This is a genomic window from Planctomicrobium mucosum (assembly GCF_051466335.1).
Lineage (GTDB): Bacteria > Planctomycetota > Planctomycetia > Planctomycetales > Planctomycetaceae > Planctomicrobium.
Window position 1 is genome coordinate 1,827,383 of record NZ_CP195793.1, and the last position, 17,022, is coordinate 1,844,404.

At 52.9% G+C, this 17,022-nt stretch carries 12 protein-coding genes; 6 read left to right on the forward strand and 6 right to left on the reverse strand.

Annotation, left to right across the window (positions count from 1 at the left end; all coding sequences use genetic code 11):
- Positions 1–276: 276 nt before the first annotated feature.
- Complete coding sequence (locus SH668x_RS07450) at positions 277–1,167, forward strand: endonuclease/exonuclease/phosphatase family protein (RefSeq protein ID WP_437188061.1); 891 nt, start codon at positions 277–279, stop codon at positions 1,165–1,167.
- Positions 1,168–1,210: 43 nt separating this feature from the next.
- Positions 1,211–2,113: an endonuclease/exonuclease/phosphatase family protein gene (locus SH668x_RS07455; RefSeq protein WP_437188062.1), complete on the forward strand. Its 903-nt coding sequence runs from the start codon at positions 1,211–1,213 to the stop codon at positions 2,111–2,113.
- A gap of 180 nt (positions 2,114–2,293) precedes the next feature.
- Here SH668x_RS07455 and SH668x_RS07460 read toward each other — a convergent pair whose 3' ends face one another.
- The 4 genes from SH668x_RS07460 to SH668x_RS07475 form a co-directional block, all read right to left on the reverse strand.
- Positions 2,294–2,689, reverse strand: coding sequence for a hypothetical protein (locus SH668x_RS07460; protein WP_437188063.1), 396 nt, complete (start codon positions 2,687–2,689; stop codon positions 2,294–2,296).
- Between the two features lie 68 nt (positions 2,690–2,757).
- Positions 2,758–3,861, reverse strand: a complete 1,104-nt coding sequence (gene mraY, locus SH668x_RS07465; RefSeq protein WP_437188064.1) for a phospho-N-acetylmuramoyl-pentapeptide-transferase — start codon at positions 3,859–3,861, stop codon at positions 2,758–2,760.
- Positions 3,862–4,004: 143 nt separating this feature from the next.
- Positions 4,005–5,414: a UDP-N-acetylmuramoyl-tripeptide--D-alanyl-D-alanine ligase gene (locus tag SH668x_RS07470; RefSeq protein WP_437188065.1), complete on the reverse strand. Its 1,410-nt coding sequence runs from the start codon at positions 5,412–5,414 to the stop codon at positions 4,005–4,007.
- A 168-nt stretch (positions 5,415–5,582) separates the two neighbouring features.
- A complete protein-coding gene (locus SH668x_RS07475; protein WP_437188066.1) occupies positions 5,583–7,166 on the reverse strand; it encodes a UDP-N-acetylmuramoyl-L-alanyl-D-glutamate--2,6-diaminopimelate ligase in 1,584 nt (527 codons plus the stop codon).
- Positions 7,167–7,551: 385 nt separating this feature from the next.
- Here SH668x_RS07475 and SH668x_RS07480 point away from each other — a divergent pair, with 385 nt between their 5' ends.
- On the forward strand, positions 7,552–8,709 hold the full coding sequence (locus tag SH668x_RS07480) for an FG-GAP repeat domain-containing protein (RefSeq protein ID WP_437188067.1): 1,158 nt from the start codon (positions 7,552–7,554) through the stop codon (positions 8,707–8,709).
- Positions 8,710–8,819: 110 nt separating this feature from the next.
- On the opposite strand, the gene SH668x_RS07485 is transcribed toward SH668x_RS07480, so the two are convergent.
- Together SH668x_RS07485 and SH668x_RS07490 are read right to left on the reverse strand one after the other, a co-directional pair.
- On the reverse strand, positions 8,820–9,071 hold the full coding sequence (locus tag SH668x_RS07485) for a hypothetical protein (RefSeq protein ID WP_437188068.1): 252 nt from the start codon (positions 9,069–9,071) through the stop codon (positions 8,820–8,822).
- A 637-nt stretch (positions 9,072–9,708) separates the two neighbouring features.
- Positions 9,709–10,341, reverse strand: a complete 633-nt coding sequence (locus tag SH668x_RS07490; RefSeq protein WP_437188069.1) for a hypothetical protein — start codon at positions 10,339–10,341, stop codon at positions 9,709–9,711.
- Between the two features lie 324 nt (positions 10,342–10,665).
- Between SH668x_RS07490 and SH668x_RS07495 the strand changes: the two genes are divergently transcribed.
- The 3 genes from SH668x_RS07495 (at position 10,666) to SH668x_RS07505 (ending at position 16,917) form a co-directional block, all read left to right on the forward strand.
- Positions 10,666–12,258 carry an alkaline phosphatase D family protein gene (locus SH668x_RS07495; RefSeq protein WP_437188070.1) on the forward strand — a complete coding sequence of 531 codons (1,593 nt, stop codon included), beginning with the start codon at positions 10,666–10,668 and terminating at the stop codon, positions 12,256–12,258.
- A 69-nt stretch (positions 12,259–12,327) separates the two neighbouring features.
- On the forward strand, positions 12,328–13,629 hold the full coding sequence (locus tag SH668x_RS07500) for an efflux RND transporter periplasmic adaptor subunit (RefSeq protein WP_437188071.1): 1,302 nt from the start codon (positions 12,328–12,330) through the stop codon (positions 13,627–13,629).
- 129 nt (positions 13,630–13,758) lie between these two features.
- Positions 13,759–16,917 carry an efflux RND transporter permease subunit gene (locus SH668x_RS07505; protein ID WP_437188072.1) on the forward strand — a complete coding sequence of 1,053 codons (3,159 nt, stop codon included), beginning with the start codon at positions 13,759–13,761 and terminating at the stop codon, positions 16,915–16,917.
- Positions 16,918–17,022 lie beyond the last annotated feature (105 nt).

The window sequence follows — 17,022 nt, forward strand, 5'->3', positions numbered from 1 at the left end:
CCGCGAACGCCACCTTGCTGGTTCCATTTTTTCTATCGCCTCGATTGTCGTTCCGATATCGAGATTTACCGGTTGAAAATGTGCCAGAGAGATTCTATTCAATTGGCATGTAAATGATGTTCAATTGAAGTGAAAGAGTTCATCTCCAGTTCATGAACCCTTCATCATTTTACGTTGAGATGCCGAGGCAAAATGCAATCTCGGTTTCAATCATGGCGTTCGCGATGGTGGGGAAAATGCTTTCCTGCCGCAGTCTCTTTTCGGAGTCCATTGACGATGCATTTTTCATCCATCCTGATTCGAGCCTGTTTCGTGGCAGCGTTCAGTATCGGCGCTATCGGAACTGTCACTGCTGCTGACAAAAGTGAAGTCCGGGTGATGTCGTTCAACATCCGGTATGGATCTGCTCAGGATGGCCAGGATTCCTGGGATCATCGCAAGGATTTTCTGGTCGAGACTATTAAGAAATACAGCCCGGATCTGCTGGGAACTCAAGAGACGCTCGCCTTTCAGATGAAGTTCATCTCCGACAATCTCCCTGGCTACACAGCCTTCGGAGTCGGGCGTGAAGATGGTGATAAAAAGGGTGAAATGACAGCGATCTTCTATCGAACAGATCGATTCACCAAACTCGATGGAGGCCATTTCTGGTTGAGTGAAACCCCGGATCAGCCCGGGAGCAAGAGCTGGGATAGCTCATTGCCTCGGATGGTGAGTTGGCTCAAATTGAAGGATAATGTCGCTCCAAACAATCCGGTAATTTACTTTGCGAACACTCACTTCGATCACCGTGGGCAAACGGCTCGTCTCGAAAGCGCCAAGTTGATTCGACAGCGAGTGGAAGTTCTTCCAGCAGGCTCGCGCGTTATTGTCACCGGAGACTTCAATGCGACGTCTGACGATCCTCCCTACGCGGCAATCTTCGGTGAAGTGAATGGAAAGAAGTCTGTTCGCGATGCATATCGCATCGCGAACCCCAAAGTTCTAGAGAACGAAGCGACGTTTCAAGGCTTTCAACTCGGCCGTGAAATCGGGAAGTCGATCGATTGGGTCGGCGTGACACCGGGGTTCAGCGTTAAATCCGCGGTCATCAATCGGGTTTCCAAAGACAAACGATATCCATCGGATCATTTCCCGATCGAAGTGATTCTGAAATACGCAGAGTGAGTAGAGCGATCACTCATGAATAGTGAAGAGAGGGGCGTTACCAATGTTGAAGGCGATATGTCTTACTGGAATCTTCGGTCTTGTATCGATGCTGCTCGGCGTGGGGTGTTCCGCGGCGCACGCTGCGGCTGATTCCGATCTTCGTGTGATGACCTTCAACATTCTGTACGCAACCGCAGCGAACTCGGTCGACGAGAATTCGTGGGATCACCGCAAAGATCTGTTGATCGACACGATTACCGAGTTCAATCCGGATCTGTTGGGGACGCAGGAAAACACAGCTGATCAACGTCGGTTCATGGAGTCTAAGCTCACTGACTACGAAACATTTGGCGTCGGAGTCGGGGATGGAAAACAGAAGGGGGTGATGAATGTCATCTTCTTCAAAAAAGATCGCTTCACCAAGTTGGACGGCGGTCACTTCTGGTTGAGCGAGACTCCAGATGTCCCCGGGAGCAAAAGCTGGGATACAGCCTCTTCACGTATGGCGACGTGGGTGAAATTGCAGGATCTAGACGCTCCGGGCAAACCGATTCTCTGGTTCCTCAATACCCATTTGGACCACAAGGGGAAGGAAGCCCGCGCTCAGGGGGCGACACGTGTTCTCGACTGGGCGAAATCTCTCCCAGCGAATTCACACATCGTGATGACCGGTGATTTCAATGCCCAGCCAAACACGCTTCCGTATCAGAACCTGTTCAACAACCCCGCAGAGGCCCCGCTAATGAAAGACGCTTTTCGCGATGCCAACGCTGAGGTGTCGCCGAATGAGCGTACTTACAATGGATTTGTTTTCGGGCGAGTTGATGGCGGATACATCGATTGGATCGGGATCAGCCAAACCTTCAAAGCGAAGACAACTGTCGTGAATCGCACATCACGAGAAGAACGCTATCCATCAGACCACTGGGCCGTTGAATCGGTGGTCTCCTACCTGAACAGGTAAACGTCGTTTCGTCAAAATTGGTTCGGCCGACAACATTGCAGAATGTTGCCGGCTTTTTTGTTGTTCGAATTGTGCTGGGGGAAGTTCGCTTAGTGACTCCGCGCTGGGCCACTGAATCGCGGAGATTTCCACGCCATCAAGAACAAGCATGGTGAGATTTCGGTTGGTCGGCCTCGGTGCTTACAGCTTTGATTCTACTTCAAACTTGCTCTGTTTGATTCGCTCGCGGTTTTCAGCTGCGCCCGTTGTGATGTCCCCGCGACGCTCCTTGTTGACAAGGACCATCTGTGTATCGGTGACTTCAACATGGTCGCCTGGTTTGACTGGTCCGCAATCGACGCCGTTCACGTAGATACGGCCGTTTTCAGTGCTCATTGTCAACTCGGGGGAGTCGTACATCAGACGACCATCTTTCCCTTTTTCAACTTTGCTGAAGCGGTTGTCTTCGTAAAGAGTGTAGCGGACTCCACCGTGTGTTTGGTAAGGAGCACGGAACGCTGCACACGAAAATGCGCTGACGAGTATAAAGAGGCCCGCGAACAGGGTGAGTTGATATTGTTTTGAATAGAGCTGCATGGTGAATTGCCCGGTCATGAATTGAAGGAAGATTTTCCTGTCGGGTGAGCCTTGTCAGGCGGGGTGTGCTATTGAAGTTTCAGGCTGACCATTCCGAGGATGGCCAGCAGTGCTGATCCAATCCAGAATCGGGTGACAATTTTTATTTCGTGCATTCCTCTGAAAACGAAATGATTGTGCAGCGGGCTACAGGCAATCAGGCGTTTTCCAGTCAGTCGATAACAACTGATCTGCATGATGACGCTGAGTGTTTCAATGACGAAAACTCCTCCGATAATCACGAGCAGTGCTTCTTGCCGAGTGACTAAAGCTGCAAAAGCGAGCAGTGCTCCAATCGGGAGAGAACCGGTGTCTCCCATGAATACTTGAGCCGGGTAGCAGTTGAACCAGAGAAATCCAAGCATTGAACCGACGAGAGCACCGACGACGATACTTAACTCACCACTTCCTGCCATAAATGGAATGTTCAAATAGTTTGCCAGAGTGTGATGTCCAGCGAGGTAGGTCAGAGCAACAAATGCTGTCCCGCAAAACACCGCGCATCCTGTGGCCAATCCGTCGAGTCCATCGGTGAGGTTAACTCCGTTCGATGTGCTGACGATGACAAATGCTGCCCAGGGAATTAATCCTGCGCCCAGCCACACAGTGTATGATCCAACTGGCCACATCAGCTCAAGTCCGTTGGGTTTGTCCTTCTGGACGTAGTACAGCCAGCAGGCAGTGACCATCGCCAGAACAAATTGGACAGCGAGTTTCTGGCGAGCCTTCAGGCCACGTTTTGTCGTGCTGAGCTTGATCCAATCGTCGATGGCCCCGAGGGCGGTGAACGAGATAATCAGGAATGTGGCAATCTGTACGTAAGCAGCAGTGAGGTCACCCCAGAGCAGGACAGACGCCAAGAGTGATCCCATGATAAACAGTCCCCCCATCGTTGGGGTTTTCTGTTTGCCGGCGTGGAGTTTGTTGAGTGTTTCCGAGGCGCTGTCAATTCGCTCCCCGCAGTGAACACGGAGCCAGCGAATTGCGTACGGGCCGACCAGAACTGCGATCAGAAACGCGGTGATGGCTGCAAGAGCTGTACGAGCGGTCAGGAACACGCGAGTGTCCCCGGAGACACGAATGTCCATTTGATCCGCATAGGGAAGCATATTGTGAAGCAGCCAGGGAATCATAAATGAATAACAGGTTAGAGGGGCGAGCTGTTGTGTCGTGGAACGCAAAAAAGCACACGTGTCCGTGTGCGGAAATGTTGATTGTTTGGCAGGAAGTAAAATGTGATGGATGGGGTCGTCTGCTTCCGTTGAATCTATTGGAATCAAGCGACCCGACGTTCATCTCCTTGCGGGTGATGTTTTTGTTGGGCAAGTCGGTGAAGTCCTTGGATGATCGCTTCCATTCGCATGCCGCGAGATCCTTTCACAAGAACAACATCACCCGGTTCCAGCCAGCAATCCAGTAATAACATTGCCAAATCGTGATCGCGTGCGACTCCCAGGCAGCCGGCATCCATGCCATTTTTGCGTGCGCTTCCTGCGACGATTGCCGCCTGTGAGCCGACCGCGATCAATCGATTGAGTTTTGAACGTGCAGCTTCCTGACCAAAAAGACGATGGAAATCCTGGCTCCATTCGCCAAGTGAAAGCATGTCCCCAGTCACGAGTATCCGCTTGCCGTCTGTTGGCCAGTCTCTTAAGACCATGCAGGCAGCAGACATCGAAAGGGGGCTCGCGTTGTAGGTGTCGTCGATGACTGTCCAGTTTCCGATCGGGACCGTCTGGCACCGTCCGGGGGCTGGGACGAACTGGCGGAGTCCCGCCTGAATTTCCCCTGATGAGAGGTCCAGTTGTCGACCGACAGCGACTGCGATGAGGGCGGAATACAGGTGGTGGCGACCGGTGGCTGATACTTCGAATCGATCATTCCCAACGCTGAAGGAAATCAGGTTTGCGAAGTGTTCAATATTTGTCGCCTGCAAGTCATTGCGGTCCCGCTCGCCCACAAAGATCACGGGGCAGGATGCTCGATCCGACATCTGGCGGACGAGTCGATCATCCCCATTGAGCACAGCAAAGCCGCTTGAGGGGAGCACTTCCAGGAGTTCACCCTTGGTGCGAACGATGGCTTCAAGACTGCCGAATTCGTCAAGATGAGCGGGGCCGACAGCAGAGATTACGCCGACTTCTGGCTCTGCAATTTCGCAGAGCGCACTGATGTCGCCGACTCGCGAGGCTCCGAGTTCGAGGACCGCATATTCATGGTGCGGTTCAAGCTGCAGTAAGCTGAGTGGCACTCCGAATTTATTGTTGAAGTTTTGCGGGCTCTCAATTCCAGAAAATCGGTTCGACAATACCGATGAGATCATACGGCGTGTGGTTGTCTTTCCGACACTTCCTGTCACTCCGATGACGAGTGCTTCAGTTTGGCGTCGAATCCAGAGAGCAAGTTGCCACAGTCCGAGAAGAGTGTTTTCGACTTGAATGACTGGTCCATTGAGATCTTTGTTCTTCTCGCTTTCCACAATCGCAACAACCGCGCCGTTCTGGAATGCTTGCATCACAAACTTGTGGCCGTCGTGTTTCGTTCCTTCGAGAGCCCAGAAGAGATCGCCTCGCTGAATTTTTCTGGAGTCGGTCTCAATGCGAAGAATTGGGACATTCAAGTCCGGTATTGCGACCGGCGTCCCGCCGATGATCGCAATCAGATCTTGATATGTCATCTCCAGCATGACTCGAAATCTTTCTGAAGAAGCCCATCGGTGAAGGTGTCGGATTGACGTGCGGGGCGTTGGAAATTCGTCTCAGTTCGAAGCGATGAAAGGAATTTGTACAGTCAGCAGGGGAGTCGGGATCAATCGATGTTAACTGTGTTAACTGTTGGTTCTGACTGAGTGACTCTAGTCGGCTCGTATTCGGTTGGGGGATTTGTGCATCCCTTTCAGGCCGTGCAACATACTTGAGAGAATCAATTGGCAGACTCCCGCATCATCAAATGGTGTCTGACGGTCGCCGATGATCTGGACCTTCTCGTGTCCTTTTCCTGCGACGATCACTGCATCACCGGCGCGAGCCATGCGGATCGCTTTGCGAATCGCTAGATCTCGTTCAATTTCGATTTCTGGCTGCTTCGCCGATTCCGGGAATCCAGCCCGAATTTCATGAATGATCTGAATCGGTTCTTCTGACCGTGGGTTGTCGCTGGTCAGAATCACTTCATCCGCAGCAGTGGCTGCGAGTCCCATGAGTGGACGTTTTGATTTATCTCGGTCGCCCCCTGCACCGAACACAACAATCACTTTTCCGGTGGTCAGTTCGCGAACCGTGGAGATGGTGCGTTTGAGTGCGTCGTCGGTGTGAGCGAAGTCGACATAGACATCAAAATTCTGTCCGCATTCGACTTTCTCCAGACGCCCGGGAACGGAATCGAGAGTGGCAAGTCCTTCCTGGATTTGGCGCGGTGTCAATCCGAAATGAATCGCTGCCGCCGCCGCGGCCAGGCAGTTACTGATGTTGTGTTGACCAACCAGTCGGGTGGTGCATTCGATTTTCTCGACACCGTATGCCAGTGTGAACCGTGATCCGTGTCGTGAGACTTGAAGGTTCGACGCTTGAATATCCGCTTCCTGATCAATTCCAAAAGTCTTGACCTGTACATTTCTGTCCAGTTGTTCAAGGATCTTCTGTTGAATTGGATCGTCCGCATTCAATACCAGCAGACCGCCGGGCTTGATGTGATGAGCGATTCGGGATTTCGCGCGGATGTAGTCGTCCAGATCGAGATGGTAGTCCTGATGATCGCGAGTGATATTGGTGATCATTCCGACATCAAGTGTTAACCCCGCAGTTCGCGACTGCTTCAGAGCATGGCTTGAGAGCTCGATTGCGACATGTGAGGTCAGTCGGTCTCGAATGGCAGCCAGTGTCCGGGCCAGTGTGAGGGCATCCGGTGTGGTGAGTGTCGCTGGCTGCGACTCGAATCCATCGTTGTATTCAATCGTCCCGATGACGCCGGTCGGATATGAGGCAGACTCAAGAAGGGACCTCAAGATCCAGGTTACAGTTGTCTTACCGTTGGTGCCCGTTACCCCCGCTACTCCCAGTCGCTGGGAGGGGAAGGCGTAGAGTCCATGACAGAGTCGACCGTAAACCTGACGTACATCGGGGACGATGCATTGGGGAAGGGGAACATTTGCGAGTGGGCTATCAGTGAGGATCGCCGCGGCCCCGCGCTGAAGTGCTTGTTCAATGTGCTTCTTGCCGTGCGTATGGGTGCCGGGCAAGGCAGCAAAGAGACAGCCGGGCGTGCAGTGCAAGCTGTTTTCGGTGATCGCCGAGAAGGTGATATCCGCACAGCCAACGAAGCTGGCTGAAGGGATCAGCCCGCGAACGCTTAGCAAACCAGGTTGTCGGAGTGGAGTGAACATAAGGAAAAAAGGGGCATCCTTGCCCCACAAGCGGCCAAGGTCGCTTGCGTCTTCCATGACTTAAGTGAAAGTGCCAAAACGAGCCGGGAAGCGACAGTTGCTCGGTGAGTAACTGATTGTTTTGAAACAACTTATGGTCTTGGTTAGGGGCACCGTTGCAGTGCCGTTGGGGAGACGGGATTCTTCCCCGTTTGGAAAAAATCGTCAATGAGACTTGAGTCCTTTTGAATAATTTCGCAGTCGATTTGTAACAGTTACCAAGCGAGGGGGGAGTGCTGCATCTCGATACCCAGCGGCGAACAGGTGGGCGGCCGCTCCACCGCAGGAAAGAGTCTCGACCATGTCTCTCTCGCCGGGGACTGAGTGGAGTGAAGTACAACAGTCTGGTTTGATACGATGGGCGGCTGATGAGTTTTTGTTTGACTGTCTGATGGAGGGGAAAATGAGAACATTGATCGCAAGCTGTCTGTGTCTGCTGACTGCAGCGACAACCACTGCCGGAGATCTCAAATTTCGCGAACAAACCATCGACCCAGCAATCGGTCGTGTCTGTTATGCAGTCAGCGTTGCGGATGTGAATGGAGATGGGTTGCAGGATGTTGTCAGTGTTTCAGAGAACCAGGTCTTCTGGTACGAGAACCCAAGCTGGAAACGGCGAGTGATCATTTCCAATCAGACTGCGACCGATCTGGTTTGCATCGCGCCCCATGATATCGACGGCGATGGACAGGTCGATTTCGTTGTTGGAGCAGGTTGGCTCGGTATGAACACCGGGACGATCCAATGGCTCGGGCGTGGAGAATCGCTCGAGCAACCATGGCACGTCTATGCGATTGGAGCGGAACCATCGCTTCATCGAGTCCGATTTGCGGACGTGCTTGGAACCGGAAAAGACCAGCTGACAATTACACCGTTGCTGGCCAGTCAGGGGGAAGGGGTCCGAATTCTCGCGTTCGAAATTCCTTCGAATCCCAAGGCGGATCGTTGGCCTGCAACGCTGCTCAATCACCAAATGAACCGGGTTCACAATCATTGCCATGTTGATCTGAATAGCGATGGTCAGCTTGACACGCTCGCTGCCGGACGGGAAGGGCTTTATCACATCGTCCGTGATGGCGACGAATTTCATTCTCAAGTGATTGGCAAGGGGGCGACTGCACCAGACATCAATCTCAGTGGGGCGGGGGAGGTCAAACTGGGGCGGCTCAAAAATGGTAAATACTTCATCACTTCAGTTGAGCCCATGCACGGGACGATGCTCGCCGTTTACTTGCCTCCTCAAGAGGGAGAGACGCTCTGGCAGCGCCATGTGATCGACCAAGGGTTCGCACGTGGGCATGCTCTTTGGACTGCCGACATGGATGGAGACGGGTCTGATGAGATCGTCTTCGGGCATAGCGACACACCTCGCGTACCCGGAGTGAATGTGTACACAGCCGGAAATGACGCTGGCACAGAATGGGAAAAGCAAGTTGTCGATGCTGGGGGGATTGCGACCGAGGATCTGGTCGTTGCCGACCTCAATGGCGACGGACTCTTGGACATCATCGCTGGGGGGCGACAGACCCAGAATGTGAAGATCTATTTAGGAATCAAGTAGAAGGCGATTCGAGATGACGACGACTCGATGCGAGTTCGAATCGTAAGTTGGATCGAGATATTGACTTGAAAATTGAACCAGTGAAGAGGGGAAGCAGCGAACTCGCTGGTTTAGCTTAAGAACGGCACTGCTGTGCTGGAACTTCTGTTCTTGAGTCCAACCAGCAGAGTTGGAGATTGGGATTGCGGTACGAACCGCAGGTCGGGGGCATTTGTACAGAGCGACATCTCGCTCACTCCGAGATGAGCTTCAGGCAAATGAACTGGGGTTAGTACGGAGACGGCCCTGGAAAGCAGAAATGGAGTCCCGCTCACGTGCATTTCCGGTGGATGGAAGAGCAGTTCAATCCAGATCGAATTCATTTCGTCACCTCATCACAACGTCAGAAGGATGATTTTTCATGGATCGCAGAGAGCATGCGGATGTATCAGTTTTAGTTTATTTCCGGTCGCTTCCTGTCGTCTTCAATAAAAATTGATTAATCCGAAAAGAAGTGAAAACATTTGCTACAGGTGCCCGCGAAGTCAACGTATTTGCCGACTCTTGTGGGTTTTTACTCATTTGTGAATTCTTCTCATAGAGCAGATTCGCGGCAATATGTTATTCGAAGAGAAACGTGAACTTGCCGATATGCCATGAGTTGTGTCAAAAAGTTCTCGGGATGGTTTTGGTGGAAATTCGGCTCTTTCGATCGATGATTGCTCCGGAGAAGCGAAACGGGGTGGCATTCCCTCCGTGAAATGAAACAGACCGGAAACGCGACGTTACCGGTCTGGGAGGTTTAGAACTGAGATAAGTGAATCGTGATGGATAGGCGGTCTGAATCTCGAAGCATTCAGTGAGTCTCGTTGTTGCCAACAATTCGTAAGACCTAGATTCTCCACTCTCCTCTCTTGAACGACATCAGAAGGGCCTTCAGACTTCAGGTTGAGGAAAGGGGGCAAAGCCGCATCGTCTTAACCGCTTTCTCGGTGGTCCGCTTTACTGGTGCGACTTGAGTTAATTGAACCAAGGGGATTGGTTTCGGTACTGCTCTGGGAACTGCTGGCCGGGCAGTGCTGGCAGAACTGCAGGATGTGTCGGGGAGACCTGCCCCGGAAAGTAATCCTGAGGGCGTGGTGGCACAGGTTGCTGATTCCAGTGCTGGCTCCCTACCGGCTGAATACCGAACTGTCCATCTCGAGAACGCATGTTTGGCTGTCCCTGATTGTTCCAGTTTGCAGGCCGAGGGGCACCTGGTTGACCGACCGCCGGCAGCAGTCGAGGGTCAGTGTTGGGGTGAGGAATTGAGGCTGCTCCGTTCCAACCTCTGTTGTTCAATTGGTATGGCGGGTTGGGGCCGAAATTAGGAGGCACTGATGCAGGGAAGTATTGAGCCTGCATTGTTTGATTGGCCTGGATTCCAGCCTGCGGCATCACATCGAGTTGCTGGAAGACGCCACCTTGAAGCGAGAGTCCCTGTGGGGTAGCCCCCGGATGAGCGTCAGGCAGGAAGCATCCGTTTTCGTTGCAGATCACACCGTTTGGCATGTTGCTGTAGTCACCGTTTTGCGGCCAGAAATCTTGAGCGGAAGCAGCGACGGACATGGTGGATAGGACAGCGAGAGTGGCAGTTGCGTGGAGCATCTTCATGATTTGTTCTTTCAAATTTGGTGGAGAATTCAAGACACTTTTGTGTTCTCGAAAGGATGACTAAGCAGTCTCCGTGCCAAACTCTTGGTGGTGTCGGTTTGACTTTTTTAAGCTGTTGTAGGTAAGCTTGTTGTGGAGATTGTGTTGTCTTTTTGCGTGATTGGATGATCTGGATTGTTGTCGGAATGACAATATTTAACTCGTGCGCGAGAATTGTTTACAAAGGGTTGGAGTCAATTGGATTTTTCTCAAGGTTGTCAGCTCCAGCGTCAGTCTTAGGATGCCGTGCATTCACTCCCCCGCCCACGAACTAAGGATCTTTCCGTGAAGCACTCCGCAGCATCTCGCCTTCAGCAACTTTTATTGAGTCGTCGTGGCTTTCTGGCCGCCTCTTCTGTACTGGCGTCGCTTCCGTCGCTGAATTGGAGAGGCGCGCAGGCTGCAGATCGCACCGTCAAATTGCCCGCGTATCCTTTTCAGTTGAGTGTGGCGTCCGGCGATCCAGTTCCTGATGGCGTTGTGCTATGGACTCGACTCGCTGTCGATCCCCTCAACGGTGGGGGGATGTCTGGCGAGGATGTGCAGGTTCAATGGGAAGTCGCTCATGACGAAAAGTTTGCCGGCATTGTTCAGCGTGGAGTAGAAACTGCACGGAGTGAATGGGCGCATTCGATTCACGTAGAGGTCTCAGGGCTTGAGCCTGACCGCGTCTATTTCTACAGGTTTATTGCCGGCGGCGAAGTGAGCCCCGTCGGACGCACTCGTACTGCTCCCAATGCGAATGTGATGCGCGATCGTGTCCGTTTTGCCTTCGCTTCCTGTCAGCATTTCGAGACCGGTTATTACACGCCCTATGAGCACATGCTCAAGGATGATCTCGATCTGGTGATTCACCTCGGGGATTACATCTACGAGGGGAAAGCAGTTTCGGGCAAGAATGCGGAAGGGAAGCCGCGTCGTCACATTGGTGGCGAAATTATGAGTTTGGAGGACTACCGAAACCGTCACGCTCTCTATAAGACAGACCCGCATTTGCAGGCTGTTCACGCGGCGTTTCCGTGGTTGGTCACTTGGGATGATCACGAGTTTGACAATAACTACGCGGACGGAATCTCAGAAAAGCTCGACGCCGATCCGCAGGAGTTCTTGCTGCGTCGTGCGAACTCCTACAAAGCGTACTACGAACATATGCCGCTCCGTCGGAAGCAGACTCCTCAGGGGGCGCATCTTGAGTTGTATCGAAATGTCGGGTACGGGCGTTTGGTGAACTTCAATGTTCTGGATACGCGGCAGTATCGAACCGATCAACCTTGCGGGGATAAATCTGGGCCACCATGTGAAGGTGTTTACGATCCTGAAGCGACGTTGCTCGGTATGACACAAGAATCATGGTTGCAGGACCAGTTGATTGGCTCGAATGCTCGCTGGAATGTGCTTGCACAGCAGGTGATGGTCGGTCGAGTTGACTACGGCCCCGGCGATGAGCAGCGTTTTAGTGTCGACCAGTGGGGCGGTTATGACGTCGCACGTCGTCGTTTGCTGCAGTTCCTCGATGATCGGATGGTCTCCAACCCCATCGTGATTACGGGCGACATTCACTCCAATTGGGTCAATAACCTGAGGGTCGACTTTGACGATCTCGATGGAAAAACGGTGGCGACAGAATTTGTCGGAACCTCAATCTCTTCGGGAGGAGATGGCGTTCAGGAACGCAAGGAAACGCCGCGGATTCTATCGGAAAATGAGTTTGTGAAATTCTTTAATGCGGAGAGGGGCTATGTTCGCTGCGAAGTGAATCAGGACCGGTGGGTGAGCGATTACCGAACCGTTGAGTACGTCTCTCGACCAGGGGCCGATTGTGTGACGCGAGCCAGCTTTGTTGTCGAGAATGGTGTGCCGGGGGCGGAACTCTCTTGAAACGAATCCTCTAAGTCAGCATGCTGGGTGGAAGAAACTTCAAAGTATGCTGTGATCAAGAGGGCTTCTTTGAGAAACCATCATCAAATTGCTTGTTTGTTGGCGTTTGTCGCTGCCACAGTTGGGTGCCAAGAACGCAATGAGTTCAAGCCACCGCCGACTCCATCTGTCACGGTGGCGAAACCATTGGTTCGCGAAGTCCAGGAGTTCTTCGAAACAACCGGGCAAACGAGAGCTGAGCGTGAAGTGCAGCTCGTTTGCCGGGTTGGGGGGTATCTTGAGGAGTTCAGCTTTAAGGACGGAGACCTCGTCAAAAAGGATGACAAGCTCTTCCTCATCGACCCTGATACTTACGCTGCTTCCGTCGATTCTGCGAAGGCTGCTCTCAAAAGAGCTGAAGCCCAACTGCTTCTGGCAGAACAACAGCTGACTCGAACGGCTCAGTTGACGAGAGAAAACGCCTCGACGGCGAGTGCGATGGAAACTCAGCAGGCGATGCGAGATTCAAGTGCAGCGGATGTCGAGGCCGCCAAGGCTGCACTGAAACAGGCTGAACTGAATTTGAGTTATACCGTGGTCACTGCCCCGTTTGACGGACGCATGGGGCGGCACCTCATTGATGTTGGGAATCTGGTAACAAGCGGGACCACTATTCTGGGGTCGCTGCAGTCTGTCGACCCCATTCACGCTTACTTCAACGTCAGTGAATCAGACCTTCTCCGCTTCATGGAGCGAATCCGCTCAGGCAAGATGGCTTCGGCGGATGTCGGACCGATCCCGCTGGAGATGGCGTTAGGAAGTGTCGGCGAATTCAAATATCACGGCAAACTCGATTTCCGCGCTTTCGGAATCAATTCCGCGACCGGAACAACAGAACGACGTGGTGTCTTCGATAACGAGTCTCTGGATCTCGTCCCCGGAATGTTCGTTCGGATTCGGGCAGCTCTCGGCGATCCTCGCAAGATGATTCTGATTGATCCTGAAGCCGTTGGTCGAAGCCAGGCGGGGGATTATGTGCTGGTTGTCGACGCCGAAAAGATCGTCCGGATCCGCCCGATTAAATTGGGGCCTCGCGACAATGGTTTGCAGGCGGTCGAATTTGGTTTGCTCGAGACCGATCTTGTGATCATTAATGGGCTTCTCCGCGCCCGACCTGACAGCAAGGTTGAATTCGTCGAGTCGACGATGGACGCCCGGTTGCTGGAGCTCAAAAAACGTCGAGAATCTCTTCTGAATGGCGGACATGCACCCGTCAAAGATGAGGCTCCCGAATCGAAGCCGGTTGAAACCGCGACCTCGCCTGCTACGGAGACTTCACCCGCCGACGCCAAAGTCCCGGTTGAAAAGTCTTCAGAAGAGCCTGCCAAGTAATCTCTGCTGTTTGAAACGGATTCGGAATCGGGAGATTCCGAGATTCATGAGTCGGCCCGGGTACCAGTGATCAGCGTGGTATGGCGAAGCTGACGTAAGAACGAAGTTATCCCTGAAAAGAAGCGTTCTATGCTCTCCAAGTTCTTTATCGACCGACCGGTTTTTGCAAACGTCATTGCAATTGTGACGGTGCTGATCGGTGCGGTGGCTCTCTGGGGCTTGCCGGTAGAACAGTACCCGGAAATTACGCCACCGACGATTCGGGTGACAACAGCGTATCCTGGTGCGAATGCTCAGACTGTGGCCGATACGGTTGCGTCACCGATCGAGCAACAGGTCAACGGTGTGGAAAACATGCTGTACATGAATTCCACAAGTTCTGGTGACGGGACGTACTCGCTGACAGTCACTTTCGAGATCGGCACGGATCTCGATGAGGCGCAGGTTCTGGTGCAGAACCGAGTTGCTATCGGGGAGCCGTTGCTTCCAGAAGAGGTGCGACGTCAGGGTGTGACTGTCAAAAAGCAGTCGACCAGCATGATTCTGATTCTGGCGCTGACCAGCGATGATCCCTCGAAAGACATGCTCTTTCTCTCAAACTTCGCGACTCTGAAATTACGCGACGAGCTGAGTCGTATTAAAGGGGTGGGAGACGTCACGGTCTTCGGTGCTGCGAACTACAGCATGCGCATCTGGCTTGATCCCACGAAACTGAAAAATTTCAATATGACCAGCAGCGATGTCCTGGCAGCGCTGCAGGAACAGAACGTTCAGGTGGCTGCGGGACAGACAGGTCAGCCGCCCAATCAAGGGGAAATGTCCTTTCAGTATGCGATCACGGTTCTCGGTCGCCTCAACGAACCCAAACAGTTTGAAGACATCATCGTCAAAACGGGGACCGGAACGAACCTCGTCTATCTTCGAGACGTCGCCCGGGTAGAACTTGGGTCTCAGTCTTACGATCAGTTCACTGAGAAAGAAGGCCAGCCAAATGCCAATATCGGGATCTATCAGTTGCCCGGTGCGAATGCTTTGGAAGTGGCTGACAACGTCAAAGCTGCGATGGAGCGATTGAAGGAAAACTTCCCTGCGGGAGTCCAGTACAGTATCCCTCTCGATACCACGAAATTTATCGATGCTTCCGTCCATGAGGTTTATAAAACCCTGATCGAAGCGGGTATTCTCGTTCTCGTCGTCATCATGGTCTTCCTGCAGGACTGGCGCGCAGTACTGATCCCCGCAACCACGGTTCCAGTGACGATTATCGGCGCGTTCGCTGCGATGTATGCACTGGATTTCAGTGTGAACATGCTGACGTTGTTCGGTCTGGTCCTTGCGATCGGAATCGTGGTGGACGACGCCATTGTGGTGGTTGAAAACGCGGTTCATCACATTGAACGAGGTGAACCTCCGCGTGAAGCGACGATCCGGGCGATGAGCGAAGTGCTCGGGCCGATCATCGGGATCACTTTGGTGTTGCTCGCTGTGTTTATCCCCGCAGCGATGCTCGGCGGGATTACCGGTCAGCTCTATCGCCAGTTCGCACTCACCATCGCCGCTACGGCGCTCATCAGTGCGATCAACGCAGTGAGTCTGAAGCCGACGCAGTGTGCACTTTGGTTGAAACCGATTGATAAAAGCCGGAAGAAAATGTTCCTGTTCCGTTGGTTCGAGGCGATCTACGGCCCAATCGAAAAGCTCTACACCTCGATCGTGTTTGTGTTGGTTCGGCAACGCATCCTCAGCACAATCGCGTTTATTGGACTGCTTGTCCTGACTGCAGCCTGGTACATCAAGTTGCCTACCGGATTTATTCCAACTGAGGATCAGGGGTATATTCTGATTGCGGTTCAGTTGCCTGATGCCGCTTCGCAGCAGCGAACTCGTGAAGTGATGGACTTGATTGACGAGAAACTCGCAAAAATTGATGGGCTGTCAGACCGAGTTGCGATCGGCGGGTTGTCTCTGCTCGACAATGCGAGTGCTTCCAATGCGGGAACATTCTTTGTCACGTTTAAGGATTTCGAAGAGCGACACGAACATGGTCGCACTCTCGAAGTGCTTCTGGGCGAAATTGGAAAATCACTGGCATCCATTCAGGAGGCCCGCATTATCCCATTCCCTCCTCCGGCGATTCGCGGCCTTGGAGTGAGAAGTGGATTTGAAATGATCGTTGAAGACCGGGAAGGGGTCGGTCTCCAGCAGCTTTCAGCCGCGGTTCAACAAATTGTTGAGGATGCTCAGGGGCAGGGAGGGCTGGCAGGGGTCACATCGACCTTCCGTCCTGGGGTTCCCCAGCTGTTTGCTGACGTCGATCGTGAGAAAGCAAAAGTTCTGGGCGTCCCGTTAGGGATGGTCTTTGGTACGCTGCAGTCTTACCTCGGCTCGGCGTACGTTAACGACTTCAACAAATTCGGGCGAACCTATCAGGTGCGCGTTCAGGCAGATCAACAGTTTCGCCAGACACCAGAGGACATCGAACGACTGGAAGTTCGCAACCTGAAGGGGGAAATGCTCCCGCTGGGAACACTGGTCAGAGTCGAGAGTTCGTTCGGGCCTCAGAACATCAACCGGTATAACCTGTATCCGAGCGCGACGGTCTCAGGAACGTCTGCTCCCGGGTTCAGTTCCGGAGACGCGCTGACAATCATGGAGCAATTGGCGAAATCGGTCTTACCTGCTCAAATGGGATTTGAATGGACGGGAATGGCCTATCAGGAACGGAAAGTCGGCAGTGAAGCGATCTTTATTTTCGTGATTGCGATTGCTCTGGTTTATCTGGTGCTGGCCGCTCAGTATGAGAGCTGGATTCTTCCAATCGCGGTGATTCTGGTCGTCCCGATCGGTCTTCTCGGTGCTGTCGCTGCGGTGGCCTTCCGGGGAATGGATAACAACATCTATACCCAGATCGGAATTGTGTTGATCATTGCACTCGCAAGTAAAAATGCGATTTTGATCGTCGAGTTCGCCCGAGAGATTCGGGCACGCGGGAAGACTGTACTTGAGGCAGCAGTGCAGGCCTCACAAATGCGTTTCCGCCCGATTGTGATGACCTCGTTCGCCTTCATTCTAGGGGTTGTACCTTTGGTTCTTGCAGATGGAGCAGGGGCCGCGGGGCAGCGAGCGTTGGGAACCGCTGTCTTCGGTGGAATGTTGGCTTCGACATGTATCGCGATCTTCTTCATTCCGGTCTTTTACGTGATGATGCAGTATCTCGATGAGGCCCTGCGTGGTGGCCCTCAGAAGATCCCTGGGCAGGATGATCTGGCGTCGAAGTCAGATCACTGAATCAGCTCTTCGGTGAGATAGCAGTCGAATTTTTGTTGATCCCTTGAGTCGTGCCGGCTCAAGGGATCTTTTTTATTCTGCAGCTGAATGTCACCATCGTTTCAG